Source organism: Nitrospirillum karajorum, from assembly GCF_036348415.1.
GTDB lineage: Bacteria > Pseudomonadota > Alphaproteobacteria > Azospirillales > Azospirillaceae > Nitrospirillum > Nitrospirillum amazonense_B.
This window is the reverse complement of the sequence record NZ_JAZBQB010000002.1, coordinates 608,360-625,099: the sequence shown is the minus strand read 5'-3', so window position 1 is coordinate 625,099 and position 16,740 is coordinate 608,360. Positions and strand designations below refer to the sequence as shown.

At 67.7% G+C, this 16,740-nt stretch carries 14 protein-coding genes; 9 read left to right on the top strand and 5 right to left on the bottom strand.

The features are described 5' to 3' along the window. Positions 1-71: 71 nt before the first annotated feature. The 5 genes from UCD39_RS10460 to UCD39_RS10440 all read left to right on the top strand — a co-directional run bounded on the left by UCD39_RS10460 (position 72) and on the right by UCD39_RS10440 (position 4,425). Entirely contained in the window at positions 72-1,547 is a 1,476-nt protein-coding gene (locus UCD39_RS10460) for a capsule assembly Wzi family protein (RefSeq protein WP_330495966.1), read from the top strand. A 110-nt stretch (positions 1,548-1,657) separates the two neighbouring features. After that, on the top strand, positions 1,658-2,257 hold the full coding sequence (locus UCD39_RS10455; RefSeq protein WP_330495965.1) for a TetR/AcrR family transcriptional regulator: 600 nt from the start codon (positions 1,658-1,660) through the stop codon (positions 2,255-2,257). Between the two features lie 2 nt (positions 2,258-2,259). Beyond that, the gene (locus UCD39_RS10450) at positions 2,260-2,931 is read left to right on the top strand and encodes an exopolysaccharide biosynthesis polyprenyl glycosylphosphotransferase (protein ID WP_330496538.1); all 672 of its coding nucleotides are present in this window, start codon (positions 2,260-2,262) and stop codon (positions 2,929-2,931) included. A gap of 214 nt (positions 2,932-3,145) precedes the next feature. Next, on the top strand, positions 3,146-3,691 hold the full coding sequence (locus UCD39_RS10445) for an RNA polymerase sigma factor (RefSeq protein ID WP_330495964.1): 546 nt from the start codon (positions 3,146-3,148) through the stop codon (positions 3,689-3,691). Positions 3,692-3,693: 2 nt separating this feature from the next. Continuing rightward, complete coding sequence (locus UCD39_RS10440) at positions 3,694-4,425, top strand: anti-sigma factor family protein (RefSeq protein ID WP_330495963.1); 732 nt, start codon at positions 3,694-3,696, stop codon at positions 4,423-4,425. A 9-nt stretch (positions 4,426-4,434) separates the two neighbouring features. On the opposite strand, the gene UCD39_RS10435 is transcribed toward UCD39_RS10440, so the two are convergent. Beyond that, complete coding sequence (locus UCD39_RS10435) at positions 4,435-5,808, bottom strand: DUF1329 domain-containing protein (protein ID WP_330495962.1); 1,374 nt, start codon at positions 5,806-5,808, stop codon at positions 4,435-4,437. Positions 5,809-5,933: 125 nt separating this feature from the next. On the opposite strand from UCD39_RS10435, the gene UCD39_RS10430 reads away from it, so the two are divergent. From UCD39_RS10430 to lldD, 4 genes are all read left to right on the top strand, one after another. Then, complete coding sequence (locus UCD39_RS10430; protein WP_330495961.1) at positions 5,934-7,553, top strand: DUF1302 domain-containing protein; 1,620 nt, start codon at positions 5,934-5,936, stop codon at positions 7,551-7,553. A 49-nt stretch (positions 7,554-7,602) separates the two neighbouring features. Beyond that, positions 7,603-9,396 carry an ABC transporter ATP-binding protein gene (locus UCD39_RS10425; RefSeq protein ID WP_330495960.1) on the top strand — a complete coding sequence of 598 codons (1,794 nt, stop codon included), beginning with the start codon at positions 7,603-7,605 and terminating at the stop codon, positions 9,394-9,396. 45 nt (positions 9,397-9,441) lie between these two features. Then, entirely contained in the window at positions 9,442-10,320 is an 879-nt protein-coding gene (locus UCD39_RS10420) for a LysR family transcriptional regulator (protein WP_330495959.1), read from the top strand. 112 nt (positions 10,321-10,432) lie between these two features. Then, positions 10,433-11,596, top strand: a complete 1,164-nt coding sequence (lldD, locus tag UCD39_RS10415; protein WP_330495958.1) for an FMN-dependent L-lactate dehydrogenase LldD — start codon at positions 10,433-10,435, stop codon at positions 11,594-11,596. Positions 11,597-11,610: 14 nt separating this feature from the next. Here the strand turns inward: lldD and UCD39_RS10410 are convergent, their stop codons facing one another. The 4 genes from UCD39_RS10410 to UCD39_RS10395 all read right to left on the bottom strand — a co-directional run bounded on the left by UCD39_RS10410 (position 11,611) and on the right by UCD39_RS10395 (position 16,602). Continuing rightward, positions 11,611-12,525 carry a nucleotidyltransferase domain-containing protein gene (locus UCD39_RS10410; protein WP_330495957.1) on the bottom strand — a complete coding sequence of 305 codons (915 nt, stop codon included), beginning with the start codon at positions 12,523-12,525 and terminating at the stop codon, positions 11,611-11,613. Positions 12,526-12,621: 96 nt separating this feature from the next. After that, positions 12,622-13,926: a glycosyltransferase gene (locus UCD39_RS10405; RefSeq protein ID WP_330495956.1), complete on the bottom strand. Its 1,305-nt coding sequence runs from the start codon at positions 13,924-13,926 to the stop codon at positions 12,622-12,624. A 61-nt stretch (positions 13,927-13,987) separates the two neighbouring features. Beyond that, a complete protein-coding gene (locus tag UCD39_RS10400) occupies positions 13,988-15,445 on the bottom strand; it encodes an O-antigen ligase family protein (RefSeq protein ID WP_330495955.1) in 1,458 nt (485 codons plus the stop codon). After that, positions 15,442-16,602: a lipopolysaccharide biosynthesis protein gene (locus UCD39_RS10395; protein ID WP_330495954.1), complete on the bottom strand. Its 1,161-nt coding sequence runs from the start codon at positions 16,600-16,602 to the stop codon at positions 15,442-15,444. Before UCD39_RS10395 ends, UCD39_RS10400 begins: the two co-directional genes overlap by 4 nt. Positions 16,603-16,740: the final 138 nt, after the last annotated feature.

Here is a 16,740-nt window from a genome sequence, read left to right as displayed (position 1 = left end):
CGACCTATCCGCCCGTTTTCGCTTGGCTTTAAGCTGCGCCGGCCCCCGATGGCGGGGCCGGATTTGGCCAAGTGGACACCAGGATGCGGACCGGGGCGATGGGCCGGCGGCTGGCCGGCGCGGCGTTTTTCTTGATGGGCACGGCGGGGTGGGCCGCCGCCTCCCCCTGGGGCGAGGTGGGCGACGCCCAACTGCGCGGCGATATCGAGGTGCTGGCGGCGGCCGGCCTGCTCGACGGGATCACCACACCATGGCCGTTGCCATGGACGGCCGTGGTCCCCGCCTTGCGGGCGGCCGACCTGGATGCCCAACCGGATGCGGTGCAGGCGGCGGCCCTGCGCATCCTGGGCCGGGCCACGCGTGAGAACAGGCCGGGCTTCAGCACCAGCGCCAGCTTGGACCTGACCAACGCGCCAGCCCTGGTGCGCGGTTTCGACAGCTTGGGCCGGGGGCAGGGGCAGACGCAGGTGGCACTGTCCTACAGTTCCGACGCCGTGGCCGCCCGCTTGGCGGTGGGCAGCCTCACTCAAGACTTTCACAGCGGCGCCACCAAGCTGGTGCTGGACGACAGCTACGTGGCGGTGAAGGCCGATGACGCCCTGGTCTATGGCGGCTGGCTGACCCACTGGTGGGGTCCCGGCTGGATCTCCGCGCTGACCCTGTCCAACAACGCCCGCCCCATGCCGCAGCTGGGCATTCAACGCCTGGACACCTCACCCTCCACCTGGCCGGTGCTGGAGTGGTTGGGGCCGTGGCAGGCGGAGTTCTTCCTGGGCCTGCTGGACGGCCCGCGCCTGCAGAAGAACACGGTGTTCGACGCTCTGCGCGTCACGGTCAATCCCGCGCCCGGGTTGGAGATTGGATTGGCCCGCACCGGGGAGATTTGCGGGCAGGGCCATCCTTGCGATCCGGCCGAATATTTTCAGCTGAACAACTCCCCCACCGACGTCAACAAGACCAATGATGAAGGCGTGGTGGATATCAAGTACAGCCATGACCTGTGGGGCGTGCCGGCCCAGGTCTACGTCCAACTGATGAACGAGGACACGTCGCCCATCACCCATTCCGGCACCAGCCATTTGTTCGGCGCCACGGCTTTCGTGCCGGTGGCTGGTCGGCCATTGCGCGTCACGGCGGAATACGCCGACAGCATCTCCACCACCAACATTTTCAGCTTCGCCAGCCGCATTTATGGATTTTCCTACACCAATGGCGGCTATCCCGACGGCATGCGCTACCGGGGGCGCACCATCGGCTTCAGCCTGGACGACGACTCCCGCCTCCTGTCGCTGCAGGGCAGTTGGAGTGACGCCGACGGCTGGACCTATGAGATGACGCTGCACCACGCCGTCATCGGCACGGCGCAGTCGGCCGGCGCCAATATCGTCAGCCCGGTGCCCATCAAGGTGAACATCCTGGAGGGGCGGCTGAGCCTGCCGTTCCATTGCTTCACACTGGATCTGCGCGCCAGTGTCCAGGACGACCAGACCCGGCCGGATCACGGCTTCCTGCCGGCCGTGGAGGCGGCGGTGCGCATCGCGCTGTGACCAGAAAAATGGACGGCCGCAGGGAATAATTCCGCCCCGCCCATCCGTCATGGGGATGAGGGACTGGTGGTTCGCCATGCCGGTCCCGCGTCAGCCTGCCGGAGGTGCCCATGCCGTCCATCGTCGCCTGTGCCAAAACCACCCCCCCGCGCGATCGCGTGCGGGATGTCGCCGCCGGCCTTTTCGCTGATCGGGGCCTGGATGGGTTCAAGATGCGGGACTTGGCGGCGCGCCTGGGCGTCAGCGTCATGACGCCCTATCGCTATTTCGAGAATAAGGAGGCCATCCTGGCCTGCGTGCGGGCGCATGGCTTCGCCTGTCTGGCTGACGCCCTGGATAGGGTGCCGGGTGAGGGGGCGCTGGAGCAGCGTATCGCGGCCCTGGCCGCCGCCTACGGCGCCTTCGCCCTCGCGGAGCCGGCGCGCTATGGCCTCATGTTCGGGCCGGCACCCGCCCGGTCGCCGGGCGTGGTTGAGGTGCGACGCCAGGAAGCCCGGGTGGAGGCGGCCTTCACCGCCCAGGTCCAAGGATTGGCGGAGGCGGGCCTGAGCTGCGCCGAGCCCGCGACCCTGGGCCGCCTGCTATGGTCCACGCTGCACGGCGTGGCCGTTCTGCATTTGGGCGGCCAACTGCCGCAGGTGGACCTTGGGGAGGCGCTGCGTCACGCCGTCCGCGCGCTGACCATCGCCTGCGCCGGAGTTGCCGCGTGACCATGACGGCACCGCAGCCGTTGCGGATGGCCGAGCGCCCGCGGCGGGGCGCGGTCGAGGACGCGCCGCCTCCCCGCATCCGTCCCCGCCTGACGGTCAAGCGCATCCTGGACCTGGTGCTCAGCCTGTCGCTGCTGTTCGCCTGCCTGCCGCTGCTGGCCGTGATCGCGCTGTTGATCCGCCTGGACAGCCGGGGCCCCATCCTGTTTCGACAGCAGCGGATCGGCCTGGCGGGCCAGCCATTCCACATCATCAAGTTCCGCACCATGCATGTGCTGGAAGACGGCGCCGATGTGGTGCAGGCGCGGGAGGGTGATCCGCGCGTGACCCGGGTGGGCGGATTGCTGCGGGTCAGCAGCCTGGATGAACTGCCCCAGTTGCTGAACGTTCTGTCGGGGGAAATGTCGCTGGTGGGCCCGCGGCCCCACGCTGCCGCCCATGACGACTATTATCGCGCCCGCATTCCCAATTACCTGTATCGCCACAACGTGCGTCCGGGCATTACCGGCTGGGCCCAGGTGAATGGCGCGCGGGGGGCCACACCACAAGTCGCCGACATGCAGGCCCGTGTCGACCTGGACGCCTGGTATGTCGACCATGCCAGCCTGGCCCTGGACCTGAAGATCCTGGCGCTCACCCCCCTCGTGGTGCTGAGCCGCCGCAAGGCCTGCTGAGGGGCCTCTCCATCCCCGAAAAAATCCTATTCTTAAGGATAATATGTGGTCAGGGGAATAAACCCTTAAGACCATTCGTCTTAGGGAAGAGAGGACAGCGCATCCACCAGGGAATTGGCCCTTGGGATGCCAGCTTGGACGGACATAAGCTGATGCGGCACAGGCACGGGCCCCCCCTATGGTTCATCGATTCCGTGTCGGAGAACCCTAGGCCGTGACCCGCCCCCAACAGTTCGCGAACGCCCTGGTCATGCAACTTCCGGCTTTAAGGCGGTATGCCTTGGCGCTGGTGGGCAATGCCGCGCTGGCGGATGATCTGGTCCAGGATTGTGTTGAACGGGCGCTGCGCCAATCGGCACAGCTGCGCGAGTTACCCCGCATTTCCGGTTGGCTGCGGCGCATCTTGCGGAACCTTTATACCGACGAGCTTCGCCGTGGAAACAGCCGGGGGGAGGAACAGGACATAACCGAGCTGGCCGACCATGTGGAACTGAGCGCCCCGCCGACCGATGTCGGCGCCGCTAGGGACTTCGTCAAAGCGGTCAGCCGGCTGACGCCGGAGCATCGGGAAATCCTGCTGCTGTCCAGCGTTGAGGAACTGAACTATCGCGAGATCGCGGAGGAACTCGATATCCCGGTGGGGACCGTGATGTCGCGCCTGGCGCGGGCCCGTGAGCGGTTACGGAGTGTAATGCAAGGTGAGGGCGCGGAGATCATCCCGCTGACCCCGAGCCCGCTGCCCCCAGGATCGAAAGACTGAAAGTGAGCGACCATACCCCCAACCATCCTCCCATCGCGGAGGTCGACCTGCACGCCTTCCTGGATGGCGAGCTGCCGGAAGACCGCGCCCGCGTTGTCGAGGCCGCGATCCTCGCGGACCCCGCCCTGGCGGACCGACTGGCCGCCTATGAGGCGGACAAGGCCATGATGAAGCGCCTGTACAGCCCCTTGATCGAGCGCCCGGTGCCCCAACACCTGATCGACTTGGCCAAATCCGCCGCCGATGCGCCGGCGTACCGCCCCTGGGCTGATTGGCGCCGTCTGGGTGCCGTGGCGGCCGTGGTGCTGCTGCTGGTCAGCGGTGGCGCCTATATGGCCCACCGGCCGGCTGGGGACGTGGTGCAGATGGCGTTGGCGGCGCGGGATGTACCGGCGTCGGTGCCCAGCGACCTCAGTCCTTACAACGCGGCCCTCAGCCGCATCGTCGCCCTCAACATCAAGGTACCGGACCTGAGCCGGGCCGGTTACCGCCTGGCCGGCGTGAAGGTCGCGGACGGTGCGGCCACCGTGGCCTACCGCGACGCCGCCGACCGGCTGTTCACCATCTATCTGCGCCATTCCGACGGCACGGTTCGCTTCGACCAGTTCAAGCGCGACAACCTGCGTGTCTGCGTCTGGCAGGATGACCAGTTGAGCATGGTCATGGCCGGCGAGATGTCGGCCGCCGTCATGCAGAAGCTGGCCAGCATGGCCTATGTTGGCCTGACGGCCTGACTGCCTGGTTTAACGGACGGAGCGGGCCGACAGGCTTTCGGGGCTGAACAGGGTTGCGGGATGCGGGGCGGTCACGGTGTAGGGTGTCGCCTCACCATTGAAGGCGAAGGTGTAAGCATAGCCGCCCAGTTCGAAGTCGTGGATGAACTGGCTGCCGATCACCACCGCCGGCACGTCGGGCATGAGGTACATGGTGGCTTGGCCGAATTTCCACAGATTGCCCTGCTCGTCCCAGGAATCCCCGTAAACCGCCATCCAAGTGTCTTCGTCGAGGTAGAGCCGCCGATGCGGGACCACGTCATGCGCGCCAGCGGCCAGGGTGCCGTCGACCACCCAGACGCGATGCAGCTCATAGCGCAGCGCGTCGGGGTTGGGGTGGCTACGGCCCAGGACCTCCGCCACCGGCTTGGCGTACAGGCGGTTGTTGTTGTAGGGCACGAACATCTCGGCCTTGCCCACCAGCTTGAAGTCATAGTGGTCCAGGCCGCCGAAGAAGATGTAGTACTCATCCTCGCTCATATAGCCGGCGGCGTCGGTGTTCGGGACATCGTAGGAAATGGCCGGCGCCTTGCGCACGCGATGTTCACCCGGCAGCAATCGCCATGCGGCGAAGTCATGCCGCTTGATGTTGATGGGCTGCCAGTTGAGATAGCCTTCGCCCACCCGGGATGCGGGTGCCACCGCCATGTGCAGCGTCTTGAAGTAATAGCCGCCGTAACTGTCGGGCGTGGCATCCCGGTAGTAATAGGGAAAGTCGGCGATTTCCTTGTACCCGCTGGCCTTTTCCGCCACCCCGTCCGCCGGCACCACATAGGTGCTGACCGTCACTTCCCGCGCCTGTCCCCAAAAGGCCAGAAGGTGGTTCCACATGGCCTGGAACCCGTCCTTGGGCAGGGGGAAGGGAACGCCGCCCGCGGCCCCCTCGACACCATAGGCGATTCCTTCCGGGGCCGGCCGCGCCCGCGTGGCATTGCGATAGATGTTGTCATAGACCCAGTCCGGCGCGGCCGCGGTGCGGTGGCTGGGATAGATGTCCATGCGATAGTCGGGGTCACGCTCGAACAGGTGCTTGGCCCCCTCGGGCAGGCGGTCGGCATATTCCCTGAAATTCTTGGACGTGATGGACAACAGCGGCTTTTCCCCGGCGAAGGGGTCAGGCCGCGGGCCCGTCAGCGGCGCGCCCGATCCCGCTGTCGCCAATCCGCCCGTCCAGGCGGGGATACCGCCATCGGCATTGCCGGCGCGCTCCGCCCCCACCGGCGTCAGGCGCGATTTCAACTGCGCGGCCTCCTGTTCGGTCACCTGGGCATGCGGGCGGGTGGAAAAGCTGGTCAACGCCACGGTGGCCAACAACGCGGCGGACAGGACGGCGGTGGATCGCATGGGCTCGCGGACGGGGCGGGTTGGCTAGAGGGGCATCGCCCCGATGGGACGGACCGTCGGGATCATGGCTTGCCGCCCCCCTCGGACACAAGCGGCATGTGGCCACAGCCCATTTTATTGCAAGTATGCTAGCATCCTGCCCCCAAGCCCTTGATGGACCGGGAAAAAAGCCGATGGCATTCCGCCTTTCCGTCCCCCTTCGCAGATGCTGCCTTTCCGCATTCGGCCTGTGGGTGTCGGCTGCTTCGGGCGCCGAATTATATTCGGGCGGCGAAACGGACCTGCGTTGGGACAATACGGTGCGCTACACCCTGGCCAACCGGATCAGCCCCCGGCAGGACGCCCTGCTGACCAACCTGAATTGGGATGACGGCGACCGCAACTTCGCGCCCGGCCTCATCTCCAACCGGTTGGACCTGTTGTCGGCCCTGGACCTGGGCTGGGGCGAATGGGGGCTGCATGCCAGTGCCGCCGGGTGGTATGACACCGTCTATCAAGGCCGCACGGATGACGCGGCTCCGCGCGCCATCAACGCCTCCTCCGCCACCCGGGGCCATTTCGCCCGCGCCGTCCGCGACCTGCAGGGCCAGCATCTGGAATTGCGCGAGGCCTTCGCCCGCGGTGCCGTCACCATCGCCGACATGCCTCTATCTCTGCGGGTTGGGCGGCAGGCCTTGGCGTGGGGGGAGAGTTTGTTTTACGACCCCAATTCCATCGCCGCCGCCATGGCGCCCGCCGACTACACCCGCCCTGTCGGCGGGCCCAGCGCCTACAGCAGCGACATCTATCGCCCCGTGGCCCAGGCGGTGGTGACACTGCAACCACGGCCCGACATTTCCCTGTCGTTTTATGACCAGTTTGAATGGCGCCCCGCCCGCCAGGCGGGCAGTGGCAGCTATTTCAGCTATATGGACTATATGGGCGCTGGGGCAGACCGTCTTTACATCGACGGGCTGCGCTACGCCGCCCGTCGGGACGACCGCACACCCGGAGGCGCGCGGTTCGGGGTCGCCCTGCATGCCACCCTGGACGGGGTGGACTATGGCCTTTATGCCCTGCGGTACAACGCGACGGAGCCGCAATACGAAGTGGCCCCGGACAGCGATATTCCTGTTCCGGGGGCGGATGGCTATTATCGCTTGATCTATCCCGGCGGCATTCAACTCTATGGCGCCAGTGTCGCGGCGATGGTCGGCGACAGCACGGTCACGGGCGAGGTTTCCGCCCGCCGCAACATGCCGCTGTTGCTGCCCCCGTTGACGGGAAGCGGGCCGGTGACGTCGCAATACGCAGCCTTCGTGCGGGGGGACACCCTGCATGGCCAGGTGTCCCTCACCACGGCCCTGGGCCGCTCCACCCTTTGGGGCACCAGTTTATGGGACAGCGCCGAGGTGAACGCCGAGGCGGTGGTGGATGGGGTGCTGGACGCGCAAGGCGATTACGACGGCAGCCAGTGGCAGCACCCCGCGACCAAGGTGCGCGTGCTGTTCGAGCCGCGTTACTTCCAGGTCCTTCCCAACCTGGATCTGACTTTGCCGCTGGGCGGCGGCTACAACGTCACCGGCCACAGCCTCAGTTACTACGCTCAGAACGCCGGGGCTGGTGACATCACGGTCGGCATCGGCGCGACCTACCGCAGTGTGTGGAAAGCAAGCTTGACCCTGACGCACTACATTGGTGCGGCCAGCCGGCAACTGCTGGCCGACCGCGATTTCGTGGCCCTGGGGTTGGAGCGTACGTTTTAAACCGGCCCGTTCTCTCTCCATAACTGGCCAGCAAGGACGTCTCACCGTCATGGACCAAGACCGCGCGGGTTGGGAACTACTCCGTTCCACCCGGGACTTCTTTCAGGATTTCCGCGCCCACGCCCGGGGCGACGGCCTGCGGGTCGCGGCCCTGATCGTCCTGGGCGCCGGGGTTGAGGGCGTCGGCCTGGTTCTGCTGGTGCCTTTACTGGGGCTGGTGATTGGGGATGCCCGTACCGGCTGGGCGGTGACGCTGGCCGCGCATCTGCCGTGGTCCTCCGCCGATGGCGGTCCGCTGGTCCGCCTGCTCTCCATGCTGGCCTGCTTCGCGGCCCTGGTCGTCTTGCGGGCGGTGGTGCTGTGGCACCGCGACGTGCTGCTGGCCAAGTTGCGCCTCGGTTTCGTCGAGGAGCTACGCGGTCGCCTGGTGGCCCGGCTGATCGCGGCCCCCTGGACCCGGCTGGCGACCTTGTCCCAGCCCAGGGTCAACCATTTGCTGGGCAGCGACATCATCCTGACCGGCGCCTGTGTCCATTTCATGCTGCAGGGGGCCGCATCGCTTTTTGTGCTGATGATGCAGTGGGGGCTGGCCTGCCTGTTTTCCCCGGCCTTGGCGGCGCTCACGGGGGTGTTGCTGGTGGGGGCGGGGGTGGCGCTGATGCCGCAATTGATCCGGTCGCGGCGGCTGGCGCGTGATGTCGCGGACGCCAACCTGCACCTGGCCACCAGCGGCGCCCAGTTCCTGGGTGGGCTCAAGCTGGCCCTCAGCCAGAATCTTCAGCACCGCTTCGCCACCGAATTCAATGACACCCTGCATCGCTTGCTGGATCAGCAGGTCGCCCTGGTCAAGGAACAGAGCAAGTCGCAGTTGGCTTTCACCACGCTCGCGTCCCTGGCGGGGGCCGCCGCCATCGTCATGGGTGTCTGGGCGTTGAGTGTGCCACCGGCCGTCCTGATCGTTTTCGTCCTGCTGCTGGCGCGGATGAGCGCACCGGCAGCGCAGTTGCAACAGGGCGCGCAGCAGTTCGCCAACTTTCTTCCCTCCTATGAAAAGGTGCGGGCGCTGGGGGTGGAATTGGCGCAGGATGCGGTGATGGCGGCCGACGGGGCGGATGCCCCCCATTTTTCGGCCCGTCCCCAGCCCATCCGTTTCCATCAGGTCGGCTATCGCCATCCCGGCAGCGGCCGGGGCGTATCCGGGCTGGACCTCACCCTGGAGGCCGGCAGCTTCGTGGGCATCGTGGGGGCCTCGGGCGCTGGCAAGACCACCTTCGCCGATCTGATCGTTGGATTGACGGTTCCGGATACCGGCACCGTCATCGTGGGCGGCCAACCGTTGGAGGGGGCCCTACGGCGGCGCTGGGCGGCGGCCATCGCCTATGCCCCGCAGGAAACCTTCCTGTTCCATGACAGCATCCGGGCCAACCTGTCGTGGGCGCATCCCACGGCCACGGAGGGGGATATGCGATCAGCCCTGGCCTTGGCCGGCGCCACGGCCTTGGTCGACAGACTACCGCAAGGGCTGGATACCGTTGTGGGGGCGGAAGGTGGCCTGCTGTCAGGCGGGGAGCGTCAGCGCCTGGCGCTGGCGCGCGCCCTGATGCGCCGGCCGCCGCTGCTGGTGCTGGACGAAAGCACCAGCGCCATCGACATCGCGGGGGAGCGGACCGTGCTGGCCAGCCTGGCGTCCTTGCCGTGGCGGCCCACCATCGTCTTGATCGCCCACCGGCGGGAGAGCCTGGCGTTGTGCGACCGCGTCCTGGAATTCGCCGATGGTCGCGTCGTCGCCGATGACCCGCACCCGTCGGCGCGCGCGATTGACGCTGGACAAGCGCAGTCCTGACAAGAATATTTTGACAGGATAATTTCCATATCGGAATGGTGTTTCATGGAGTTGCGCAACCTGCGCGTCTTCGTCGAAGTGGTCCGCCAGGGCGGGTTCTCGAATGCCGCCAAAACCGTCTTCGCCACCCAGTCAACCGTCAGCAAGGCGGTGAAGCAGCTGGAGGAGGAGATAGGGGCGCCGCTTCTTGAGCGTTTGGGCCATCGCGTCCGGCTCACCGACCTGGGGGAGGCCGTCTACCCCCGCGCCGTCCGGCTGCTGGCCGACCGGGCCGATTTGCTATCGGAACTCGATGAACTGCGCGGATTGAAGCGCGGCACCTTGCGGCTGGGGCTGCCGCCTGTCGCCAGCAGTAGCATCTTCGCGCCCTTGCTGGTGCGTTACCGGCGGCTTTATCCCGGCATCGATGTCCGCCTGATCGAGCACGGCGGGGACGAGCTCATGGAGCGGGTCCGGTCTGGCGACCTGGATCTGGCCGCCAGCCTGCGGCCGGAGACGGACGATTTGGAATGGCAGGACGTCAAACGGGAACCGCTGGTCGCGGTGCTGGCTGCGGACCACCCCCTGGCACAGGCGAGTTCAACGGATATCGCCGCGCTCAAGGATGTACCCTTCATCCTCTTCGCCGAAGGGTTCGCGATCAACCGTCTGATCGGGAACGCCTGCCGCCGGCGGGGCATCGAGCCGGTCGTGGCCGCGCGCAGCAGCCAGGTGGACTTCCTCATGGAGTTGGCAGCGGCTGGGCTGGGCGTGGCCTTTCTGCCCCGCGTGCTGGCCGAACACAGGCCGCATAGCCGCATCCGGGCCCTGCTGCTGACCGAGCCGGAGACGGAGTGGCGGCTAACCATGATCTGGCGACAGGGGGGATATTTGCCCCATGCGGCGCGGGCCTGGCTGGCGATGGCGCGCCAACCCTCCGATTGACATTCCAAATCCGACTGGAAACCAGTCGAACGTTCCATTTTTCTAATAAAGCTTTCGGTCCTACCTCTATCGCTGTCCACCCCTGCCGCCTGACGTTCCCTGGAAGAGCGATATGATCATCTCCGCCCCGTCCGATTATCGTGAAGCCGCGCGCCGCCGGTTGCCGCGTTTCCTGTTCGATTACATTGACGGCGGTGCCGTCACCGAAAGCACCCTGAGGAACAATGCCGGGGCGCTGCAGACGATCGCGCTGCGCCAGCGCGTGCTTCAGGGTGTCGGCGCGCCAACCCTGGAAACCAACATCCTGGGCAGCCCCTGGGCCATGCCGATCGCGTTGGCCCCCGTGGGCGCCACCGGCATGTACGCCAGGCGGGGCGAGGTGCAGGCCGCCCGCGCCGCCACCGGGGCCGGCATCCCCTACACGCTCTCCACCGTTTCCGTCTGCTCGATCGAAGAGGTCGCGCGGGGCGCCAAGGGCGAACTGTGGTCCCAGCTTTATGTCCTGAAGGATCGGGGCTTCATGAACAACGCCCTGGAACGGGCCTGGGCGGCGGGTATGAAGACGCTGGTCTTCACGGTCGATATGCCGGTGCCCGGGTCACGCTACCGCGACCGCCATTCCGGCATGTCCGGCCCGGGCGCCACGGTCAGGCAATACCTGCAGGCCGTGGCGCACCCGTCTTGGGCGCTTGGTGTGGGGCTTGCCGGCCGGCCGCTGTCCTTCGGCAACATCGAAGCCTACACCGGTCACCGGATGACGATGAACGACTACATGGGCTTTATCGGTAACAACTTCGATCCGTCGATCGCCTGGCATGACCTGGAATGGATACGCGACAGCTGGAAGGGCAAGCTCATCATTAAGGGGCTGTTGGATCCCGAGGATGCGCGTGATGCCAAGCGGCTCGGCGCCGATGGGGTCATCGTATCCAACCATGGCGGACGTCAGCTTGACGGCGCCATCCCGACCGCCCACGCCTTGCCCGGGGTGGTCGACGCCATCGGAGACGATCTGACCGTGCTGGTCGATTCCGGCATCCGGTCGGGGGTGGATGTCGTGCGCATGCTGGCGTTGGGCGCCAAGGGCGTCCTGCTGGGCCGGGCTTACGTCTACGCCCTGGCCGCCGGTGGGCAGCGGGCGGTCTCGCACCTGCTCAATCTGTTCGCCGCCGACATGAAAGTCACTATGACGCTGATCGGGGCGAAGACACCGGCCGACATCACCCGGGACGCGCTTGATTACGTGGCCAAGCAGCTTCCTTCCCAGCCGCTTTAGCCCAAGCCCTTCAGCTAAGGGTTGGCCAGTTCATCCAGGCGCGCCTGCCAAGCGGCTTCGATGCGCAGGCGCATCTCATCCCACAGGCTGTGGGACTCCCGCGTGGACCGCGTCCAGGCGCCCTTCAGCCGGTCGGTTTCGTTAAAGCGGTGGATCTTCCGCCGGGCTTCCAGCGCTTCCACCCCTCGGCCCAGGGGGCTGTCCAGCAGCCATTCGCCCGCGCGCTTCAGCCCGTTGGCATAGGGAGGACAGTCCTGGCAGCCGTCCGGTGCGTCGACGGGCGGCGCGCCTGCGGCGTTGGGCAGCCATTTGGCCGTCCACGCATTGGCCTCGCGCACGGCCTCGTAGGTTTCGATGCCATGCAGGGGAATCATCTGACACAGTTCCTGCGCGTCGTAGAGGCTGCGGCGCGCCAGGGGCAGGGCGGCCATGGACAGGAAGGTGTTGGGGCAAAACAGGCCCCGCGCCAGCTTGGCGTCCAGCACCGCCAGCAGACGGCAGAGGGCGCGAGTGCGCCACATCGTGCCGGCATCGGTCACCAGCAGGAAATCAATGTCGCCATCGGGGGGAAAGTTGCCGGCGGCCAGCGATCCCGTCATCGCCACCATGCGCACGTTGGGCAGGCTGGCGAGGAAGCGGGCGTAGCGCCGCGCGGCGGGCCACTGGCGCCGTGACAGATCCCGCCGGGCGCGCCGTATGGCGAACAGCTCAGGCCGGCCCCGCAAAGCGTGATAGGTGCCGTCGCTTTCCAGATAGCGGCGCAAGGCGGGGCCGTCCAGGGCCTGCTGCACATCGCCCGGTGTGCAGCGGATGCCGTGCAGGTAGCGATGGATTTCCGGAACGGTCACCGGAAAGTTGAAAATGTCGCGGTAAGCGATGGTGGAATAGATCGCCGTTTCCAGCGGGTTCATCGTACGCGCGATGGTCATGACTTCCGTTTTCCGCGCCCAGTGCGCCGGGCCCGCCGCGCCGCCTGGCGCCTGATGGCCCTGAGGTTCTTCGTTCAGCATCGGGGCCCCTGCCTCCTATCCAGATGCCTGTTCCGCGTCGGCCCAGGCCATGCCAGCCGCCGCCGCTGTCGCCCGGGGGCGCAGGGTCATTTCCCAGGCGCGCTCGAACCCGGCGGGCGAGAGCGCGCGGGCGACGAAGGCCGCCCCCTTGAGCGCGGCGTCCGCCCACAGCTCGGCATAGACCTCCGGTTGCGTCAGGTAAGGCCCCCATTGGTCCTCTGGCACCGTCAGCGGATAGCCGGGGGGGCGTAATCCCTCCATGGCTATACGGTTGCCCAGGACCGGGCAGCCCCAGGCCCACGCCTCCGCCACCTTGGTCTTGATGCCGCCCGCCACCAGCGCCGGCACCAGGGCGATGCTGCCGGGACGATAGACCTGGGCCAGATCGTCGGCATAGCCGTGCCAGTGCACCCCGGGCACATCGGCTAGCGGCCGCGTCTGCCGACCGTGGATGTGCAGCGGGGTGGCCGGCGCCAGCCGCCGCCATTCCGCCAACAGGAAATCGATGGCCGTGCGGTTTTGCAGTTGCCGGTCGCTACCGATGAAGACGAAGCGCAGGGCGGGGGCGGTCTCTCGCTCACCCGGTGCCGGGGGCCGTGCCCAGGGCTGGGCCCGCAACGGCACGCCGGGCGGGATGGCGCGCACCGCTGGGGCCGTCCCCGCATCCACTGGCGCCCGCTGGCACAACATCTGCCGCTCCACGGGCGACAGCAGCACCGTGACGCTGGATGCCCGCATCACCTCCCGCTCCGCCGCCGGCAGGGTGCCGGCTTCATAGGCGGTGACCATGCGGGCCAGCGGCCCCTCCGCCAGGCGGCGGGCCCAGCGGGGAAAATGCGGGCCGACGTGGCCGGTCAGCAAGGGCATGCGGTGATGGCGCAGATAGGTCATGCGCCGTGACATCAGGTCGTCGAAATCGGTGACGATGTGCAGGTCCGGCAGGGCCCGGCGCAGGGCACGCAGCAGGGTCTGGCAGCGGACGGTGTCGAGATAGACGGCATCGAACGCTCCCCGCCGGATATGCGCCACCATCCGCTCCACCTCCCGCGGGCCGGCATACAACAGGCATTGCAGGGGCCGGGGGCGGCCGGATGCCATGCCGGCCAGCCAAATGCCAGCCGCACCCAGGCGGTCCACCGCCCCGCCTTGCAGCACCGACCGCAGGGTCAGCACCTCCACCGTGTGGCGGCGGCGCAGGGCGTCCAGAATATGGCCCATGATCGGGGTGCGGCCGTTGCGTTGAGCCAGGTCGCGGGTCGTCACGAAGGCGATGCGCAACGCGGACGCGCTGGGGGGCGGCGGGCTGAAGAGGCTGTCCATGGTCTACCTGGGTCGGGGGCGGAAGCGTGCCCCTGTACCCATGACGGATGGCGACCTGTCTCTATTCCCTGGCCGGCGCCGAATGTTGCGGCCTCAGGTGGTTCATGGCGCAGCAGATCGCCAGCGGGATCCACAACCCCGCGTCAACAAAAGTGTCCTGGTTCAGGAAGCTGAAGCCCAGCGCCGCGGCGCTGGCCAGGCGGAAATAACCATGGAAGGCGTCGTGCGGCGGACTGCGGAACAGTTGACGCCAGAAGAAGATGGTGAAGAGGACGAACCCCACCACCCCTGTTTCCGACAGCAGGCGCAGAAACAGGTTTTTGGCGTTGCCCTTTTCCGGGGAATTGGGGTCCAGCCAGCCGATGCCCTCCTTGGCGCCCTGCGTGAACAGCTGGGTGCTGAAGGCCCAGTCAGGAGCGTACTCCCCGAAATAACGATAGTTGTTGCCCAGGGAAACGCCGAAGACCGGATGGTCCAGCCAAGTGAGCGCGGACGCCTCGGCCGCCGCGAACCGGCCGGCCAGGGCCAGGGCGTCGGTGACCCCGGTGGCGAGATCGCCGCCCGCGATGCTGTTGAGATCGGCGGACTGGGTCAGATAGGCGACGGGCCCCATGACATAGCTGGCGCCGGCCCCGGTGCCCAGTCCGCTCATCGCCGCCAGGGCGCCGCCGCCAGCCGCCAGCACACCCAGGAAGGTCACCGCCGCCAGGATGCGCCCGCGCAGGGCGGCCAGAAAGACGCTGAGCCCCAGCATGGCGATGATGCAGGCCAGGCCGAAGCGGGAACCGGAGAACAGCAGCCCGCCGATGGCGACGGCGAAGCCGACCCCCAGGCGCAGGGCATGGCCGGGCAGGGCGGGCAGCCCCACCCCTTCCTGTCGCGCCATGGCGCGGGCGATCAGGGCCGGGATCAGCAGCACGATGATCTGGGTGGCCAGCCACGACGGCTCGAACGTCATGCCCTGGGCCCGGCTGACCAGCCCATCATAGCGCACCGCGATCAGGTCAGTGAGGGCCTGGACGACGCGCAGCAGCTCCCCATGCTGGGCCATGGCCACCACCTGCACCCCGGCGAAGGCGATGGACGCGGCCATGCCGATGAAGAGATAGCGCAGCGTCATGCGGATGTCGGCCGCCGTGCGGATGTGCAGGCGCGCGGTGACGTAGAAGGCCACGCCGACGCCCCAGGTCAGCAGGGCCCGGATGAAACTGTCCAGTGGTGTCTGGCCCTTGAAGGCGTCGGGCGGCTGCATCATCACCACGCCAAGCCCGCTGATGATGATGTAGAGGGTGAAAAGGCTCAGGGCCGCGAAGCCATCGGCGACCAGGCGGGGCCGCTGGCCCAGGACAAGCAGGCGGTAGGCGGCCAGGATCAGCAACAGGGCCGCCGGGACGATGGCCAGCGGCCGCGCCAGCGTGCCGTTGCCGAAGGGCAGAAGGGGCGTGGCCGAGACCGGCACGCATAGCAGCAGCGCCTGCCACAGCCGGCGCTCGATGGGGGCGATGGGATCGGTGGTCATGATGCCGCCAGGGCGGCCGGCGCCGCCGTCAAGGGCCGCAAACGCAGCAGGTGGAAGAGGCCAACGGCGGCGCGCAGCGCGCCGGCCATCGCCGAGGCGACACAGGCGCCGGTCAGGCCGAACCGCCAGGTGAGCCAACTGCCCAGGGTCAGGCCGAACAGGGCGGGGTACAGTTGCATGCGGAAAACGGCGCCGCTGGCGCGGTATCCCCGCAGCGTGGCGCTGCACAGCGTGGCCGCCAGATAACAGGCATAGGCCAGCGTCAGCAGGCGCAACTCGCCGGGATGGGCGGCATAGGCGCTGTCCCGTCCGTAGAAAATGCGGGCGGCCCAGTCGGGCGCCACGGCGATGGCCAGGAAAAGGGGACCGACCAGCCCGGCCGCCACCAGGCCCCGCCGTCCCACCAGGCGCAGCAGGTCCGGAAAACTCAGCCGGTCCCGGGCGCGGGCCACCTCCGGCACCAGCATGTTTTCCATGCCGAAGATCACGGGGCTGGCCACGGCCGCGACATTGGCCAGCGCCACCAGCGCGGCGGCGGCGGGCGCGTCGTCATGCCAGGCCAGAAGCCACAGGAACCATTGTGTGGACAGGGCAGCCAGCAGGTTGGCCCCCAGCACCGGCGCGCCCAGGCGCCAGTTGCCCCGGGCCTCGTCCGGCAGGTCGCGGAGGGCGACCACCCATCCGGTCCTTTGGCGCCCCGCCACCGGCAGGGTGGCCAGGGCCGACGCGGCGGCGACCAACAGGAAGACGCCACCGATGTCCAGGTGGGCGCGCAGCGCCCACACCGCTGCCAGCGGCCCGAGATAGCGCAGGGCGTCCAGGGCGATCAGGGCCCCATGCCGGCCATCGGCCAGCAAGCCGCGCCGCACCACCTCCTGCATCTGCCAGCAGACCAGCGCCGCCCCGGCGGCGGGCAGCAGGCCCGGATGGCCGATGCTGACCGTGGCCACCCCCAGCAGGGGCAGGAAGGCCAGGGCGCACAGGGGCGTCAGCATCAACGCCACAAGCAAGGGCCGCCCGCCCGGTGCTGGCTGTACCGACAGGGGGTAGGTCACCAGAGCCTGGTGCAGCGTGTTCAGCACCAGGATGAAGGACAGCGCCACGGAGTAGGCGCCATAGTCCGCCGCCGGCAGCGCGCGGGCCAGCGTCACGTTCATCGCGAAATTGCCAAAGCTGACGATGGCCTGATCGGCCAGCCCGCCGGCAAGTCCAAGCCCCGTCCTTCCCACTGTTGCACCCGATGCGCTGAAAACCTTCGAAGTGGGGGCAGAGTGGTCCGGGGATGCCCGTGCTGG